17 protein-coding genes are annotated in these 15,716 nt (G+C 71.9%); 11 read left to right on the top strand and 6 right to left on the bottom strand.

The window, feature by feature from the left end; all coding sequences use genetic code 11:
- Positions 1-31: 31 nt before the first annotated feature.
- On the bottom strand, positions 32-1,324 hold the full coding sequence (locus ACN263_RS30865) for an acetyl-CoA C-acetyltransferase (protein ID WP_422737705.1): 1,293 nt from the start codon (positions 1,322-1,324) through the stop codon (positions 32-34).
- A 54-nt stretch (positions 1,325-1,378) separates the two neighbouring features.
- On the opposite strand from ACN263_RS30865, the gene ACN263_RS30860 reads away from it, so the two are divergent.
- The 6 genes from ACN263_RS30860 (at position 1,379) to ACN263_RS30835 (ending at position 7,816) form a co-directional block, all read left to right on the top strand.
- Entirely contained in the window at positions 1,379-2,725 is a 1,347-nt protein-coding gene (locus ACN263_RS30860; protein ID WP_422737704.1) for a 3-oxoacyl-ACP reductase, read from the top strand.
- The gene (locus tag ACN263_RS30855) at positions 2,725-3,777 is read left to right on the top strand and encodes a MaoC/PaaZ C-terminal domain-containing protein (protein ID WP_422737703.1); all 1,053 of its coding nucleotides are present in this window, start codon (positions 2,725-2,727) and stop codon (positions 3,775-3,777) included. The genes ACN263_RS30860 and ACN263_RS30855 overlap by 1 nt, the downstream gene beginning before the upstream one ends.
- Before the next feature lie 87 nt (positions 3,778-3,864).
- A complete protein-coding gene (locus ACN263_RS30850) occupies positions 3,865-4,620 on the top strand; it encodes an NUDIX hydrolase (protein WP_422737702.1) in 756 nt (251 codons plus the stop codon).
- Positions 4,617-5,588: a serine/threonine protein kinase gene (locus ACN263_RS30845; protein WP_422737701.1), complete on the top strand. Its 972-nt coding sequence runs from the start codon at positions 4,617-4,619 to the stop codon at positions 5,586-5,588. Before ACN263_RS30850 ends, ACN263_RS30845 begins: the two co-directional genes overlap by 4 nt.
- Before the next feature lie 9 nt (positions 5,589-5,597).
- Positions 5,598-6,557: a hypothetical protein gene (locus ACN263_RS30840; RefSeq protein WP_422737700.1), complete on the top strand. Its 960-nt coding sequence runs from the start codon at positions 5,598-5,600 to the stop codon at positions 6,555-6,557.
- Complete coding sequence (locus ACN263_RS30835) at positions 6,554-7,816, top strand: adenylosuccinate synthetase (protein WP_422737699.1); 1,263 nt, start codon at positions 6,554-6,556, stop codon at positions 7,814-7,816. Before ACN263_RS30840 ends, ACN263_RS30835 begins: the two co-directional genes overlap by 4 nt.
- A 3-nt stretch (positions 7,817-7,819) precedes the next feature.
- On the opposite strand, the gene ACN263_RS30830 is transcribed toward ACN263_RS30835, so the two are convergent.
- Positions 7,820-8,320: an Lrp/AsnC family transcriptional regulator gene (locus ACN263_RS30830; RefSeq protein ID WP_422737698.1), complete on the bottom strand. Its 501-nt coding sequence runs from the start codon at positions 8,318-8,320 to the stop codon at positions 7,820-7,822.
- Positions 8,321-8,430: 110 nt separating this feature from the next.
- Between ACN263_RS30830 and ACN263_RS30825 the strand changes: the two genes are divergently transcribed.
- The gene (locus tag ACN263_RS30825) at positions 8,431-9,402 is read left to right on the top strand and encodes an SMP-30/gluconolactonase/LRE family protein (RefSeq protein WP_422737697.1); all 972 of its coding nucleotides are present in this window, start codon (positions 8,431-8,433) and stop codon (positions 9,400-9,402) included.
- Between the two features lie 90 nt (positions 9,403-9,492).
- On the top strand, positions 9,493-10,113 hold the full coding sequence (locus tag ACN263_RS30820; protein ID WP_422737696.1) for a DedA family protein: 621 nt from the start codon (positions 9,493-9,495) through the stop codon (positions 10,111-10,113).
- Between the two features lie 12 nt (positions 10,114-10,125).
- Here ACN263_RS30820 and ACN263_RS30815 read toward each other — a convergent pair whose 3' ends face one another.
- Together ACN263_RS30815 and ACN263_RS30810 are read right to left on the bottom strand one after the other, a co-directional pair.
- Positions 10,126-10,767 carry a response regulator gene (locus ACN263_RS30815; RefSeq protein ID WP_422737695.1) on the bottom strand — a complete coding sequence of 214 codons (642 nt, stop codon included), beginning with the start codon at positions 10,765-10,767 and terminating at the stop codon, positions 10,126-10,128.
- On the bottom strand, positions 10,764-11,915 hold the full coding sequence (locus ACN263_RS30810) for a sensor histidine kinase (RefSeq protein WP_422737694.1): 1,152 nt from the start codon (positions 11,913-11,915) through the stop codon (positions 10,764-10,766). The genes ACN263_RS30815 and ACN263_RS30810 overlap by 4 nt, the downstream gene beginning before the upstream one ends.
- Before the next feature lie 170 nt (positions 11,916-12,085).
- On the opposite strand from ACN263_RS30810, the gene ACN263_RS30805 reads away from it, so the two are divergent.
- Positions 12,086-12,709, top strand: a complete 624-nt coding sequence (locus ACN263_RS30805; RefSeq protein ID WP_422737693.1) for a DedA family protein — start codon at positions 12,086-12,088, stop codon at positions 12,707-12,709.
- A gap of 11 nt (positions 12,710-12,720) precedes the next feature.
- On the opposite strand, the gene ACN263_RS30800 is transcribed toward ACN263_RS30805, so the two are convergent.
- Complete coding sequence (locus ACN263_RS30800; RefSeq protein WP_422737692.1) at positions 12,721-13,359, bottom strand: TetR/AcrR family transcriptional regulator; 639 nt, start codon at positions 13,357-13,359, stop codon at positions 12,721-12,723.
- Between the two features lie 68 nt (positions 13,360-13,427).
- Here ACN263_RS30800 and ACN263_RS30795 point away from each other — a divergent pair, with 68 nt between their 5' ends.
- Both ACN263_RS30795 and ACN263_RS30790 read left to right on the top strand, forming a co-directional pair.
- Complete coding sequence (locus tag ACN263_RS30795; RefSeq protein WP_422737691.1) at positions 13,428-13,880, top strand: SCP2 sterol-binding domain-containing protein; 453 nt, start codon at positions 13,428-13,430, stop codon at positions 13,878-13,880.
- A gap of 1 nt (position 13,881) precedes the next feature.
- A complete protein-coding gene (locus tag ACN263_RS30790; RefSeq protein ID WP_422737690.1) occupies positions 13,882-15,096 on the top strand; it encodes an acyl-CoA dehydrogenase family protein in 1,215 nt (404 codons plus the stop codon).
- 116 nt (positions 15,097-15,212) lie between these two features.
- Here ACN263_RS30790 and ACN263_RS30785 read toward each other — a convergent pair whose 3' ends face one another.
- A complete protein-coding gene (locus ACN263_RS30785; protein ID WP_422737689.1) occupies positions 15,213-15,650 on the bottom strand; it encodes a peptidase inhibitor family I36 protein in 438 nt (145 codons plus the stop codon).
- Between the last annotated feature and the right edge of the window lie 66 nt (positions 15,651-15,716).

The following is a 15,716-nucleotide window of genomic DNA, read 5'->3' as shown; positions in this document are numbered from 1 at the left end:
TGAGCAGCCCGGGAAGGAGGGCCGGCAGGGCTCAGCGTTCCAGGATCGCGGTCACGCCCTGGCCACCGGCCGCGCAGATGGAGATCAGCCCACGTCCGCTGCCCTTGGCAGCCAGCAGCTTGGCCAGCGTGGCCACGATCCGTCCGCCGGTCGCGGCGAACGGGTGCCCGGCGGCCAGCGACGAGCCGTTCACGTTGAGCCGGTCGGTGTCGATCGCGCCCAGCGGGGCGTCCAGGCCGAGCCGGTCCTTGCAGAACTCCGGCGACTCCCAGGCGGCGAGGGTCGCCAGCACCTGCGAGGCGAACGCCTCGTGGATCTCGTAGTAGTCGAAGTCCTGCAACGTGAGCCCGGCCCGGGCCAGCATCCGGGGCACCGCGTACGCGGGGGCCATCAGCAGGCCCTCGTCGCCGTGCACGAAGTCGACGGCCGCCGTCTCGGACCAGCTGAACCAGGCCAGCACCGGCAGGTGGTGTGCGGCGGCCCACTCCTCGCTGGCCAGCAGCACGGTGGACGCGCCGTCGGTGAGGGGTGAGGAGTTGCCGGCGGTCATGGTGGCCTGCTCGGCGTCCGGACCCCGGGTGCCGAAGACCGGCTTGAGCGCGCCGAGCTTCTCCAGGCTGGTGTCCGGGCGCAGGTTCTGATCGCGGGTCAGCCCCAGGTACGGCGTCATCAGGTCGTCGAAGAAGCCCTTGTCGTACGCGGCGGCGAGCCGCTGGTGTGAGCGCAACGCCAGCTCGTCCTGGGGGCGCCGGTCGATCTGCCAGCGCAGGGCGGTACGGGCGGCGTGGTCACCCATGGACAGGCCGGTACGCGGTTCGGCGTTGCGGGGGATGTCCGGCTTGAACGGCTGGAGCGGGCGCAGCTTCGCGGCGATCTTCAGCCGCTGGCCTACCGTCCGGGCGGAGTTGAGTTTGAGCAGCGTACGACGCATGTCCTCGTTGACCGCGAGGGGCGCGTCCGAGGTGGTGTCGACACCGCCCGCGATGCCCACGTCGAGCTGACCGAGGGCGATCTTGTTGGCGACGAGGATGGCCGCCTCCAGGCCGGTGCCGCAGGCCTGCTGGATGTCGTACGCCGGGGTGTGCGGGTCGAGCCGGGACCCGAGCACCACCTCGCGGGTCAGGTTGAAGTCGCGGGAGTGCTTGAGCACCGCCCCGGTCACCACCTCGCCGACCCGCTGCCCGGCCAGCCCGTACCGGGCGATCAGACCGTCGAGCGCCGCGCCGAGCAGGTCCGCGTTGGACGCGTCCGCGTAGCGGGAGTTGGAACGGGCGAAGGGGATGCGGTTGCCGCCGATGACCGCGACCCTCCGGATGCTCTGCACGATCCGCCTCCTCGCGAGTGTTGCTCGAACCTTACTCGCCAGTAGGCTACGCCCATGACCGACAGGTACGCGAGCTTCGTCCAATCGGCCGCCGGCCGCACGCTGGTGAAGCGTCTCGGGCTGCCCGATCCGCCGCGACTGCGCCGACACCAGCCCGGCGACCCGCTGCTGCCCGGGCCCGCGCTGCTCGGCGCGGCCGACGGCGGCCGGCTCGCCGAGCCGGTCAGCACGATCCTGACCGCCGCCGGGGTCGAGCTGCGCGACACCGGCGCGGTCGCCGCCGAGGACCGCTTCGGCGCCCTGGTGTACGACGCCACCGGCATCACCGACTCGACCCAGCTCCGCCAGCTCTACGACTTCTTCCACCCGCACGCCCGCACCCTGCTGCCCAGCGGCCGGGTGATCGTGCTCGGCACCCCGCCGCAGGAGTGCCCGACCCCGCGCGAGGCGACCGCCCAGCGGGCCCTGGAAGGGCTGGTCCGGAGCATCGGCAAGGAGTTCGGCCGGGGCACCACCGCCCAGCTCGTCTACGTGGCGCGCGACGGTGACGCCATCAGCCTCGCATCGACCCTCCGGTTCCTCCTTTCCGGGCGGTCCGCGTACGTCTCGGGGCAGGTCGTCCGGGTCGGCACCGGTACGGCGACCGCCCCGGCCGACTGGGACCGTCCGCTGGACGGGCAGGTCGTCCTCGTCACCGGGGCGGCCCGGGGCATCGGCGCGGCCCTGGCCAAGGTGCTCGCCCGCGACGGCGCCCAGGTGGTCGCGCTGGACGTCCCGGCGGCCGGGGACGCCCTCGCCGCCGTGGCGAACGACATCGGCGGTACGGCGGTGCAGCTCGACCTGACCGCCCCGGACGCGCCGACCCGGCTCGCCGATCACCTGACCGGCCGGCACGGACGCGTCGACGCGGTGGTGCACAACGCCGGCATCACCCGGGACAAGACGCTCGGCCGGATGGACGCCGACCGGTGGGACCAGGTCATCGACGTCAACCTGTCCAGCCAGGAGCGGATCAACGACGTGTTGCTGGAACGGGAGTTGATTCCGGCCGGCGGCCGGATCATCGGGGTGTCCTCGATCGCGGGGATCGCCGGCAACCGGGGGCAGACCAACTACGCCACCAGCAAGGCCGGCGTGATCGGGCTGGTCGACTCGCTCGCCCCGAGCCTGCGCGAGCGGGGGATCAGCGTCAACGCGGTGGCCCCGGGCTTCATCGAGACCCGGATGACCGCCCGCATCCCGCTCGTCGTCCGGGAGGCGGGCCGGCGGATGAACAGCCTGGCCCAGGGCGGGCTGCCGGTGGACGTGGCCGAGACGATCGGCTGGCTGGCCTGGCCGGCGAGCGGCGCGATCAGCGGCAACGTGGTCCGCGTCTGCGGCCAGAGTCTGCTGGGGGCGTGATGGCCCGCAGGAGAGAGCCGGACGACGACCTGTCGGTCCACGAGCTGATCGAGGGCCCGACCGAGATCCTGTCGTCCGAGACGCTGGACGCGATCCGCCGGCCGGGAGCCGCGGACGCCGACCCGGGCGTGGAGCAGACGCACGACCTGAGCGCGGCGGCGGCCGAGGTGACCGCCGACCTGAGCGGCCACGGACCGGCCGCCACGGGTGGCCGGGAGCGCGTCGAGTTGACCCGGGTGCCGGCGGCCGGGGCGCTGTACCGGCGGGCCGTGCTCGGCGCGCTGCCCGGCCTGGGCCGGGGGCGAAAGAGCAACGACCTGCCGGCGGTCGAGTTCGCCGTACGCGGCGTGCAGGTCGACCGGGGCCACCTGGCCGACTACGACCGGGTGTGCGGGTTCCGGCTCACCGACCGGCTGCCCGGGACGTACCCGCACGTCCTGGGCTTTCCGCTGGCTCTGCGGCTGATGACCGCGCCGGGCTTTCCGATCGCGCCGACCGGCGTGGTGCACGTCGGCAACCGGATCACCGTGCACCGGCCGATCAGCGCCGACGAGACCATCGACTTCACGACGTACGCCCAGGACCTGCGCCCGCACGACCGGGGGCGGCAGGTGGACGTGGTGCTGGTCGGCTCGGTCGACGGGGAGGAGGTCTGGCGGGGCGTCTCGACGTACCTGGGTCGGGAGCGCACACCCGGCGGACGCGAGCGCGGCGAACGTCCGACCCCGCCCACGGCCACCGCCCGGTGGCGGGTCGAACCCCGGGTGGGCACCGCGTACGCGCGTGTCTCCGGGGACCACAACCCGATCCACACCTCCCGGCTCGGCGCGCGGCTGTTCGGCTTCCAGCGGCCGATCGCGCACGGCATGTGGAGCAAGGCGCGCTGCCTCGCCGCACTCGAGACGCGGTTGCCGGACGCCTACACCGTCGAGGTCGCCTTCAAGCTGCCCGTACCGCTGCCGAGCACGGTGAACTTCGCCCTCCTGCCCGACGACGGCTTCGCCCTGCACGACTCGCGCGGGCGGCCGCATCTGGTGGGTCTCGTGCGCTGACGCGTCCCTGCCGACCCGGGGGTTGGCAGGGACGCACGTCTACGCTAAGTTGTTCTCACAACGAGATGTTCTCAGAATGAGAGTGACATGGTGGACGAGCGGGAATTCCTGGCCGCGTACGACCCCCGGGACTATCCGGCGGTCGCGGTGACCGTCGACGTGGTGGCGCTGACCATCCGCGACGGCGAGCTGCACCTGCTGCTGATCCGGCGCGGCGAGGCGCCCTTCGCGGGGCACTGGGCGCTGCCCGGCGGCTTCGTCCGCCCCGAGGAGGACCTGAGCGCCGCCGCCCGACGGGAGCTGGCCGAGGAGACCGGGCTCGGCGGCGAAGGGCTGGCCCGCGTACACCTGGAGCAGTTGGGCAGTTACGGCGCTCCCGACCGGGACCCGCGGATGCGGGTCGTCTCGATCGCGCACCTCGCGTTCGCTCCCGACCTGCCGGATGCGGCGGCCGGCACCGACGCCGACGAGGCGAGCTGGCTGCCGGTGACGGCGCTGACCAACCGGCAGCTCGCCTTCGACCACGGCCAGATCATCGACGATGCGCTGGAGCGGGCCCGGTCCAAGCTGGAGTACACCCCACTGGCCACGCGCTTCCTCGCCGCCGAGTTCACGATCAGCGAGCTGCGGGCCGTCTACGAGACGGTCTGGGGTCACCCGCTGCACGCCGGCAACTTCCACCGCAAGGTGCTCTCCGTGCCGGGCTTCGTGGAGAGCACCGGCGCGAGCACCGAACGCGGCGGCGCCCGGGGTGGTCCCCGGGCCCGGCTCTACCGGGCCGGCGACGCCCGACTGCTGCACCCGGCGCTGCTGCGACCGGCCCGCGAGGAGACGGTGCGATGAGGACCGCCGAGGCCATCGACCTGGTCACGGCCGCCCGCACCGACGCCGACCTGTTCGGCACCGACCAGCCGGCCCGCCGCTACCGCGAGCTGGTCGCGGCCCTGCACCCCGACCGGCTGCCGACGGACCCGGGGGTACGCGCCGAAGCCCTCGACGCGTACGTCCACGTCACGACCCGGTGGCAGGCCCGGCGGACCACCGTCCTCGGCGACTACCGGCTCGGCCCGCCGGCCCAATCCGGTGACCTGGCCGACCTCTACGACGTGGGCGACGACCGGCTGCTCAAACTCCCCCGCCGGCCCACCGACAACGACCTGATGGCCCGCGAGGCACACGCCCTGCGCACCATCGCCGAGCGCGGCGACCCGCGCTACCTCCCGTACGTGCCCCGGCTGGTCGACGAGTTCCCGCACCGCGACTCGGCGACCGGCGCCGAACGGCGGATCAACGTGCTGGCCACCGCGCCCGGCCTGCACGACCTCGACGCGGTACGGCGCGCGTACCCCGACGGGTTGGACGCCCGGGACGCGGCCTGGATGTGGCGGCGGCTGCTGGTGGCGCTCGGCCTGGCCCACCGCGCGGGCATCGTGCACGGCGCGGTCCTGCCACGGCACGTGCTGATCGAGCCGGACGCCCACGGCGTGGTGCTCGTCGACTGGTGCTTCGCGGCCCCGACCGACGGCACGATCCCCGCGCTCGTGCCCGGCCACGAGGACTGGTACCCGCCGGAGGTGATCCGGAAGCGGCCCTGCGGACCGGGCACCGACATCGCGCTGGCCAGCCGGTGCATGAGCTGGCTGATGGGGCCCCGTGCCCCTCGTGAGCTGCACGCCTTCGCGCAGGGCTGCCGGCAGGACGCGCTGAACGCCCGACCCGACGACGCCTGGGCCCTGCTGCGCGAACTCGACCAGGTGCTGGACCGGCTCTACGGGCCACGCACCTTCCGACCCTTCACCCTCACCCCCTAAGGAGCTGTCATGGGCAGTGGAACCTGGTCCACCGACGTGTACGACGCCGCCGACCGCTACCGGCGCGCCGCCGGCCGCAGCGCGTTCTCCTACAGCGACAGCGGGGCGCGGACCGTGCACCCCGCGCTCGACCCCCGGGACGCGACCCGGGAGAGCCGCGACTCCGCCGAACACCCCCGCTCGACGCCCGTCGCGGTGCTCTTCGACGTGACCGGCTCGATGCTCAAGGTGCCGCGCGTGCTGCAGACCAAGCTGCCGCAACTGCTCGGGCTGCTGCAACGGCAGGGCTACGCCAGCGACCCGCAGATCATGTTCGGCGCGATCGGCGACGCCACCTGCGACCGGGTGCCGTTGCAGGTCGGCCAGTTCGAGTCGGACAACCGGATGGACGACGACCTCGGCCGGATCGTCCTCGAAGGCGGTGGCGGCGGGCAGATGAGTGAGTCGTACGAGCTGGCTCTGTACTTCATGGCCCGGCACACCGTGACCGACAACTGGGAGAAGCGCGGCCGACGGGGCTACCTGTTCGTCATCGGCGACGAGTTGGCGTACGAGCGGGTGAAGGCCCGGGAGGTGGCCAGCCTGATCGGCGACGGCCTCACCGAGGACGTACCGCTGCGGCAGGTCGTCGACGAGGTGACCCGACGGTGGGACACCTACTACCTGCTCCCCGCCGGCAGCAGCCACGCCGGCAACTCGAAGGTGCTCGACTTCTGGCGGGACCTGCTCGGGCAGAACGCCGTGGTGCTCGACGACCTGGACGCGGTCTGCGAGGCCATCGCCCTCGCCATCGGCCTCGGGGAGCAGGCCATCGACCTGGACGAGGGCCTGCGCCACCTGGACCGCGCCGGCTCGCGCGCCACCGGCACCGTGTCGAAGGCGCTGGCCCGGCTCGGTCGGGGGCGGCGGGCCGAGGTGTCGACGCTGCCGGCGTTCCGCGACACCACGGGCGGGGTGACCCGGCTGTGACGCATGTGGCGGTGGTCGACCTCGGGTACGGCGACGCGGGCAAGGGCACGGTCGTGGACTGGCTCTGCGCCACCCGCCCGGTGCACACGGTGGTCCGCTTCAACGGGGGCGCGCAGGCGGCACACAACGTCGTGCTGCGCGACCGGCGGCACCACACGTTCGCCCAGTTCGGGGCCGGCACGTTCCACCCCGGTGTCCGGACGCACCTGTCCCGGCAGGTGGTGGTGGACCCGCTGGCGCTGGCTGCCGAGGCCGACCATCTCGCCACGGTCGGGGTGCCCGACGCGCTGGACCGGCTGACCGTCGACGCCGAGGCGCTGCTCGCCACGCCGTACCACCGGGCCGCCAATCGGGCCCGCGAGATCGCCCGGGGCGCCGACCGGCACGGCTCCTGCGGGCTGGGGGTGGGCGAGGCCGTCGCGTACGGCCTCGCCCACCCCGACGACGCGCCCCGGGTCGGCGACTGTCTGCGACCAGCGGTGCTGCGCCGCCGGTTGGCAGCGCTGCGGGACCGGCTGACCGCCGAACTCGGCCCGCTGGACGCGCCGCCGGTCGACGACTGCCTGCCCGCGTTCACCGGGTTCGCCGGGCGGGTCGCCGTCGTCGACCGGACCTGGCTCGCCGGAGCGCTGCGCTCGGGGACCTGCGTCTTCGAGGGCGCGCAGGGGGTGCTGCTCGACGAGTGGCACGGCTTCCACCCGTACACCACGTGGAGCACCACCACCTTCACCAACGCCGACCGCCTGCTCGCCGAGGCGGGGCAGGCCGGCGAGGTGACCCGGATCGGCGTGCTGCGGACCGTCACCACCCGGCACGGCCCCGGCCCGCTGGTGACCGAGGACCCGACGCTGCCCCTCGCCGACCCGCACAACCCGACGAACCCGTGGCAGGGCCGGTTCCGGTTCGGCCACTTCGACGCCGTCGCCCACCGGTACGCCCTCGACGTCGCCGGCGGGGTCGACGGCCTGGCGCTGACCCACCTCGACCTCGCCGGCCCCGACCTGCGGATCTGCCGCCGCTACGACACGGGCGACCGGCTCACCCCGGGCCCGCCCGGCGACCTGGACCGGCAGGCCGCGCTCACCGACCGCCTGCTGCGCTCCCACCCGGTGTACGACGACCCGCCGGCCGACTGGGCCGAGGCGGTGGGCGCGGAGTTGGGCACGCCGGTGGTGCTGACGTCGCACGGGCCCACCGCCGACGACAAGATCCCGTGCGGTCCGCTTCTCGCCCCACCGACCCTGGTGCCCGCCGGCTGATTCCTACGGACCTGACGTAGAGGCGTCGGTATCCGCCGGGTGCGGGTCGCTGGGCTGGTCGAGCACGCTCACCGAACGTTCGAAGAATGTCTCCAGTACGACCATGGCCTGGGTACCGGTGACGCCGTCGACGCCAAAGATGCGGCGCAGCGCCGCTTGCAGGTCTTCGGTCGTCGCGGTGCGGATCTTCACCAGCAGTGATGCCGCGCCGGCGATGATGTGCGCTTCCTGGATCTCGGGGATAGCCGCGAGCGCGTCGCGGGTCGGAACGTCACCCATCCAAGAGTCGGCACTGACCATCACGAAAGCCGACACGCCACGGCCGACGAGCGCCGGGGAGACGTCGACGGTGGTCCGGCGGATCACGCCGCGTTCGCGCAACTTGCGTACGCGGTCATGCGCCGCGCCTGCGGACAGTCCCACCGCCTTGGCCAGTGCCGCGTAGGACTGGGTGGCGTCGCGCTGCAGGTGCATCAGCAGTGCGCGGTCGATGTCATCTACCAACGCGGCATCTCCGTTGAACGCAGTTCGGTTGACTGGCTTGTATACCTTACGAGGTATGGAACCTGCATGTCTCTGCCGAATGAAGCTCCGGCGCAAGGGGAGGAACGGCGATGGCCGACACTGTTCCCACTGATTTCCGCCTCCTGGATGAACGCTTCCGTGGCTGCGACGGCGACTTCGTAGTCGAACTCCTACACAGCGGCGCACGCAAGACTGAGGGGCCGGCGTATTTTCCGGCAGGCCGCTACCTGGTGTGGAGCGACATCCCCAACGACCGGATGCTGCGCTGGGATGAGACCACCGGCGGTGTCGGCGTCTACCGCCACGGCTCGGGCTACGCCAACGGCAACACCGTGGACCGCCAGGGTCGGCTTGTCACGTGCGAGCAGGGCAATCGGCGGGTCACCCGCACCGAGCACGACGGCACGATCACCGTGCTGGCCGACGGCTTCCAGGGCAAGCGGCTCAACAGCCCCAACGACGTGGCCGTCCGCGCCGACGGCACGATCTGGTTCACCGACCCGAGTTACGGCATCCACAACGACTACGAGGGCAACAGAGGCGACAGCGAGTTCGACGGCGCCTGTTACGTGTTCCGCCTGGACCCCGCGACGAGCGACATGCGCGTCGTCGCGAATGACTTCAGCCGCCCCAACGGCCTGGCGTTCTCGGCCGACGAACAGCAGCTCTACATCGTGGACACGCGACAGGACCCCAGTCACATCCGCGTCTTCGACGTCACCGCCGATGGCACCCTCAGCGGGGGGAAGATCTTCGCCGAATGTGACTTCGGCCGTTTCGACGGCATTCGTCTCGACGACGGTGGGCGGGTGTGGGCGGCGGCCTGGGACGGTGTGCACTGCTTCGATCCCGACGGGACCCTCATCGGCAAGCTGCTGCTACCCGAACCGGTAGCCAACCTCACCTTCGGGGGGCCGAAACGCAACCACCTGTTCATCACCGCCGGAACCTCGGTGTACTCGCTGCGAGTCACCTTCAACGGCGCCCACTACCCACCGCCCAGCAGCGAGAACCACGGCCCACGAGCGTCGATTTCCAGCGGCCCCGGCAGTGTCGTTTGACGCAACGAGCTGAGGCGGTGCTCGGCTGACCATTCGGCGCAATGTCGGCGAAGCGCCACCGACCGCCGCCGAGCCATCAAACATGGGGGCATGGACGCCCTGCTCGACCTCCTCCGTGGGACGGTCACCTCGCCATGGGTGTACCTGGTGATCTTCGGCCTCACCGCGGTCGACGCGTTCTTTCCTGCGGTGCCCGGCGAGGCGGCGGTGATCACCGCTGGGGTGCTCTCGGCGAGCGGAGGGCACCCCAGCCTGACGCTGGTGATCGTCAGCGCCGCCGTCGGGGCGCTGGTCGGCGACCACGTCTCGTACGCCATCGGGCGCGGCGGCGGCGCGAGCCGGCTGGCCCGGCTCCCCGACGGCAGCCGGCGGCGGGCCAGCTCCGAGTGGGCCCGCCGGGCGGTGGACCGCCGGGGCGGGATGATCCTGACCACCAGCCGGTACGTGCCGGGTGGCCGGACCGCCGTCACCCTCACCATGGGGGCGGTCGGCTATCCCCGCCGCGCGTTCCTGCTGTACGACAGCATCGGGGCGTTCACCTGGGCGGTGTACTGCGGGCTGCTCGGCTACTTCGGTGGCCTGGCCTTCGAACGGGACCCGGTGAAGGGCGTACTCGTCGGTGTGGGTGTCTCCCTGGTCATCACCTTCGGCCTGGAGGGGATCCGGTGGCTCCGCCGGCGGGCGCACCGCCGGGCCGCCTCCCGACGTTGACGGCTGCGCCCGTCACAACAAATCGGCGTCGTGCACCAGGATCGCCAACTGCACCCGGTTGCCCACGTGCAGTTTCGCCAGCGCCCGGCTGACGTGCGCCTTCACGGTGGCCTCGCTCATCGTCAGCCGCCGCGCGATCTCCGCGTTGCCGTCGCCGAGTGCCACCTCACGGACGACGTCCAACTCCCGCCCGGTGAGCGCCGCCAACCGGTCGCGGGCCGCCTCCCGGCGGGCCGGACCCCGCTCGGCGAACGAGCTGATCAGTCGCCGGGTCACCGTGGGGGCCAGCATCGCGTTCCCGGCGGCCACCGTGCGGACGGCGGCGGCCAACTCCCGGGGCGGGGTGTCCTTGAGCAGGAAGCCGACCGCGCCGGCGCGTAGCGCCTGGTGCACGTACTCGTCGAGGTCGAAGGTCGTCAGCATGATGACCTTCGGGCCGGCCGCGACCAGGTCCGGCGCGACGGTCAGCCCGTCGACACCCGGCATTCGTACATCGAGCAGCACCACGTCGGGGCGCAGCCGCTCGGCCTGTTGCCGCGCGGCGGCGCCGTCCGCCGCCTCACCGACGACGGTGATGTCCTCGGACGCCTCCAGGATCAGCCGCAGTCCGGCCCGGACGAGCTGTTCGTCGTCGACCACGAGCACCCGGATCACGCCGCACCCGCCAGCGGGATCAGGGCCCGGACCAGGAAACCGCCGTCGATGGGGGTCGCCTCCAGCCGACCCCCGAGCAGTTCCACCCGCTCGCGTAGCCCGAGCAGACCCTGCCCGGAGCCGGGCAACTCCGGTCCGGCCACGGATGGACCATTGCGCACCACGACCTCCAGCCCGTCGGGAAGGTAGCGCAGGCGGACGATCGTCTCGGCGTCGGCCGCGTGCTTGCGCACGTTCGTCAACGCCTCCCGCACGACCCGGTACGCGGTACGCCCCAACGTCGCCGGCAGTGCGGTCGGCACACCCACGTCCTGCCGGGACACCCGCAGACCGGCGGTACGGGACTCCCCGATCAGCTCGTCCAGCGCGTCGAGCCCGCGCTCCGGCACCACGGCCGCTTCGCCCTGTCGGAGCACACCCAGCACCTCACGCAGATCGGTGAGCGCCTGCCGCCCGGTCGTGCGGATCAGTGCGGCAGCCTCGGTGGTTGCCGGGTCGGTGGTGGTCACCTCGAGCGCGCCTGCGTGCACCACCATCAGCGAGACCCGATGCGCCACCACGTCGTGCATCTCCCGGGCGATCCGGGTCCGCTCCTCGGCCCGGACCCGGTCGGCGTGCGCCTCGCGCTCGCGTTCCAACCGTTCGGTCCGGTCTCGCAGGGCAGCGAGAGTGTCCCGACGCGCACGGATCCAGAGACCGAAGAGCAACGGAAACCCGACGAGGCAGACGGCGAGCAGAAGCACGTTGCCGGTGGTGGCGGTGGTGATCTGGCGTACGCCGCCCACCTGCTGCCCGACCAGCACCCCACCGGCGAGCACCGCGGCGGCACCGGCGAGGTAGCCGGCGAGTGGACGGCCGCGCAGCCGCGCCCCTGCCTGGTACGAGGCGACCACTCCGGCCGCTGCGGCGGCGAGCACCAGCCAACCAACCGCGGCGACCAGGAACAACGGCCAGCGACGGGTCCGGACGGCACCGGTGGCCCAGCCGGAGGCGACAGCGAGGACCACCGTGACGACGCCCGGCAGCGGCGAGCGGACCCCGATGTCGCCGGACGCGCTGGCGTACACCGCTCCCGCGACCGTGACCGCGAGCAGCAGCGAGGCGTACCGCTGGAGGGCTCGCCGGGCGGTGACGGTGGTGGATGCCACGTAGCGAGCGTAGGGCTTGGTGGACGGGCCGACCCGCCTCGCGCCTCAGGACCGGGGTGCGGTGGGGGAACACCCTGAGCCGTCGTCCGGGCCGGTAGCTACCTAAGTAGTGCGGCCCGCCTGACCAGTGGCCGATGGCGAGCGCCGCCGCGCGCACCAGCATCGGGACCATGGATCTGCTCGGCCTGCTGCACGACACGATGTCCTCGCCCTGGGTGTACCTGGCGCTCTTCGCGATCGCGGTGCTCGACGGCTTCTTTCCGGTGGTGCCGAGCGAGACGGCAGTGATAACGGCCGGTGTGTTCGCCGTCTCGGGAACGCCGTACCTGCCGGCCGTGATCCTGGTGGCCGCCGCCGGGGCACTCGTCGGCGACCACGTCTCGTACGCCATCGGGCGGGGCGGCGGAGCACGACTGATCGGCCGGCTACCGCACGGCCGACGCCGGACCGCCATCGAGCGGGCACGTCGAGGAATCGCCACGCGCGGTGGCCTGATCCTCACCGTGGCCCGCTACGTGCCCGGCGGCCGGACCGCGGTCACCCTCACCATGGGTGCGGTGCGATTCCCTCGGCGGCGGTTCCTGGCCTTCGACGCGCTCGCCGCCGGCTCGTGGGGGCTCTACTCGGCGCTTGTCGGCTACGTCGGCGGGTTGGCGTTCGAGCAGGATCCTCTGCGCGGTCTCCTGCTCGGTCTGGGCCTCGCCCTGACGGTGACGGTGGTCGTCGAGCTGGCCCGCTGGCTCGGCAACCGTCGCCGATCCGCGCGGTCGACGGCCGAGATCCCGGTGCGGTGACCCCGGGGCAGTCAGTCGGCCGGCGGACGCCAGACGACGCCGTGCAGGAGCTGGGCCGCGCCGAGCCAGGCCACGTTCATCATCCGGGTGGCCGTCTTCTCCGGGTCGGCCTCCGGGTGGTCCGCGAGCCAGTCGGCCAGCGATTCGGTCGCGCCGACCAGCGCGTACGCGACGACCTCCAGGTCGGTGGGCGCGATCTCGCGGCCCTCCTCGCGCAGCGCGTGGTCGAGCATCCCGGCGACCACCTCGACCAGCCGGGCGCGCATGGTGGCCAACTCGCCGGCGAACGGCTGCTCGCCACGGGCCTGTCGGTAGAGCACCGCCCAGCCGTCGCGGTGTGCGCCCACGAAGCCGAAGAAGGCCTTCAGCCCTCGCCACAGCCGCTCGTCGGCCGGTAGGTCCGGGGCGGCGGCGCCGGCGATGGCCTGCATCATCCGGGTTGCTTCCCGGTGCAGGCAGGCGACGAAGAGCTCCTCCTTGGTGCCGAGGTACGCGTACACCATGGGTTTGGAGATGCCGGCGTCCTCCGCGATCTCGTCCATGCTGGCGGCGTGGAAGCCGCGTCGGGAGAAGACCTTCACGGCCGCGTCGAGCATCTGCTGCTCGCGTACGGCGCGCGGTAGGCGCTTGAACGCGGGAGGCGTGGACACCTTGCGAGCATACCTACTCGTGCGTAGGGTTACGCACGAGTAGCCAAATCTTCCGGAAGGCGCGTCTCATGACTGACTTCGACCCGGCCAACTTCGCCAACGTCGGGCCCAAGGAGTTCGCCCAGCTGGTCAAGTCCACCCCGGACGACAAGATCGCCCAGGTGATGTCCGGTGACCTGCGCGGCAAGATCCTCGGTGAGGTGTTCGGCCGGATGCCGTCGCTGTTCCGCGCGGACCGGGCCGGCTCGACCAACGCGGTCATCCACTGGATCATCACCGGTCGCCCGGACGGCGGCAGCGACACCTACGAGGTGGTCATCGCCGACGGCAAGTGCGAGGTGAACGAGGCCCCGCAGCACGACCCGAAGCTGAGCCTCACCATGGGCCCGGTGGAGTTCCTGAAGATCGTCTCGGGCGGCGCCAACCCGGTCATGATGTTCATGACCGGCAAGCTCAAGGCGAAGGGCGACCTGGGCCTCGCCGCCAACATCGCCAACCTGTTCGACATCCCCAAGGCCTGACATGGCCGAGTTCTCGCTCGACCTGAACGAGGAACAGCGGGATCTACGCGACTGGGTGCACGGCTTCGCCGCCGAGGTCGTGCGCCCGGCCGCCGCCGAGTGGGACGAACGCGAGGACACCCCCTGGCCGGTGATCCAGGAGGCCGCCAAGGTGGGCCTCTACGGCTTCGAGTTCCTCGCCACCTGCTGGGCCGACCCGACCGGGCTGTCCCTGCCCATCGCCAGCGAAGAACTCTTCTGGGGTGACGCCGGCATCGGCCTGAGCATCTTCGGCACCTCGCTCGCGGTCGCCGCCATCTACGGCGCCGGCACTCCCGACCAGATGGTCGAGTGGGTGCCGCAGTGCTTCGGCGACGTCGACTCGCCCGCCGTCGCCGCGTTCTGCACCAGCGAACCCGAGGCCGGCTCCGACGTCGGCGCCATGCGCACCCGGGCCGTCTACCACGAGGCCAGCGACGAGTGGGTGCTCACCGGCCAGAAGGCGTACGCCACCAACGGCGGCATCGCCGGGGTGCACGTGGTCACCGCCTCGGTGGACCCCACGCTCGGCTCGCGCGGCCAGGCGGCGTTCGTCGTACCGCCGGGCACCCCCGGCCTCGCCGCGACCCGCAAGCTGCGCAAACTCGGCCTGCGCGCGTCGCACACCGCCGACGTCTTCCTCGACGAGGTAAGCGTGCCCGGCCGCTGCCTGCTCGGCGGCAAGGACGCCCTGGACGAGCGGCTGGCCCGGGCCCGGTCCGGGCAACGGGCCTCCGGCCAGGCGGCCATGCGCACCTTCGAACTGTCCCGACCCACCGTGGGCGCGCAGGCGCTCGGCGTGGCCCGGGCCGCCTACGAGTACGCCCTCGACTACGCCAAGGACCGGGTCCAGTTCGGACGGCCGATCATCGAGAACCAGGCGGTCGCGTTCACGCTGGCCGACATGCGGATGGAGATCGACGCGGCGCGACTGCTGGTCTGGCGGGCCTCCTGGATGGGCCGCAACAACCGACCGTTCACCGCGGGCGAGGGCTCGATGTCCAAGCTCAAGGCCGGCGAGGTCGCGGTCTCCGTCACCGAGAAGGCGGTGCAGCTGCTCGGTGGCGCCGGCTTCCTGCGCGACCACCCGGTCGAGCGCTGGTACCGCGACGCCAAGATTTACACCATTTTCGAGGGTACGTCCGAGATCCAGCGCTTGGTGATCTCCCGAGCGATCTCCGGCATGCAGATCCGCTGATCGACGCATCGCTGTTCCGCAGGACTGCAGAGCGAGGGCCGCGTATTTCGGCCCTCGCTCTGTCACTTGACCGCGACCATTAGGCGCGCCCGCCATCCAGGCCCGACGCGGTGGGCCTAAAGGCACCACTCCGGCCCCGGCGTGCAACCCTCGCTGACGAACCGGGCGGACGAGGCGGTGTCATTCTTGAGGTCACCGCCGAAATTGGCCCACCCGTAGGGCTTGACCCGCTGCCACCGCCCGCCGTAGGTGGTGTGTTCGTAGACCCCGAGGTACTGGTTGGTGTTGTTGAAGACGGAGGAGGCCTGGTCATTGAGGTTCACACCGTTGTGGAACTTGTGATCAGAGAAGTTGGCGACGCCGCCGCCACCCTGGACCAAACCCGCCAGCGTGGCCGGGCTTCCATGGCCGTCCTTATCCTGGAAGAAGCACACCTGCCTCGACGGGCACGCGTAGTCCGCCGAGGCGGGCGAAGAAATCGCGAAGAGAGAGCCGGTCACGGCTACGACGATTCCTGCCCCCGCGGCAAGAGTACGCTTTTTCAACAGGTTCATCGAACCTCCAAATTCTCGAAAGCGTTAGTTGGGCGATGGAAACGAACACGACAGCGCTCAACGCCG

Source organism: Micromonospora sp. WMMD729 (assembly GCF_049315225.1).
Taxonomy (GTDB): Bacteria; Actinomycetota; Actinomycetes; order Mycobacteriales; family Micromonosporaceae; genus Micromonospora.
The sequence above is the reverse complement of the archived record's forward strand: the minus strand, read 5'-3'. Positions and strand labels throughout refer to the sequence as shown.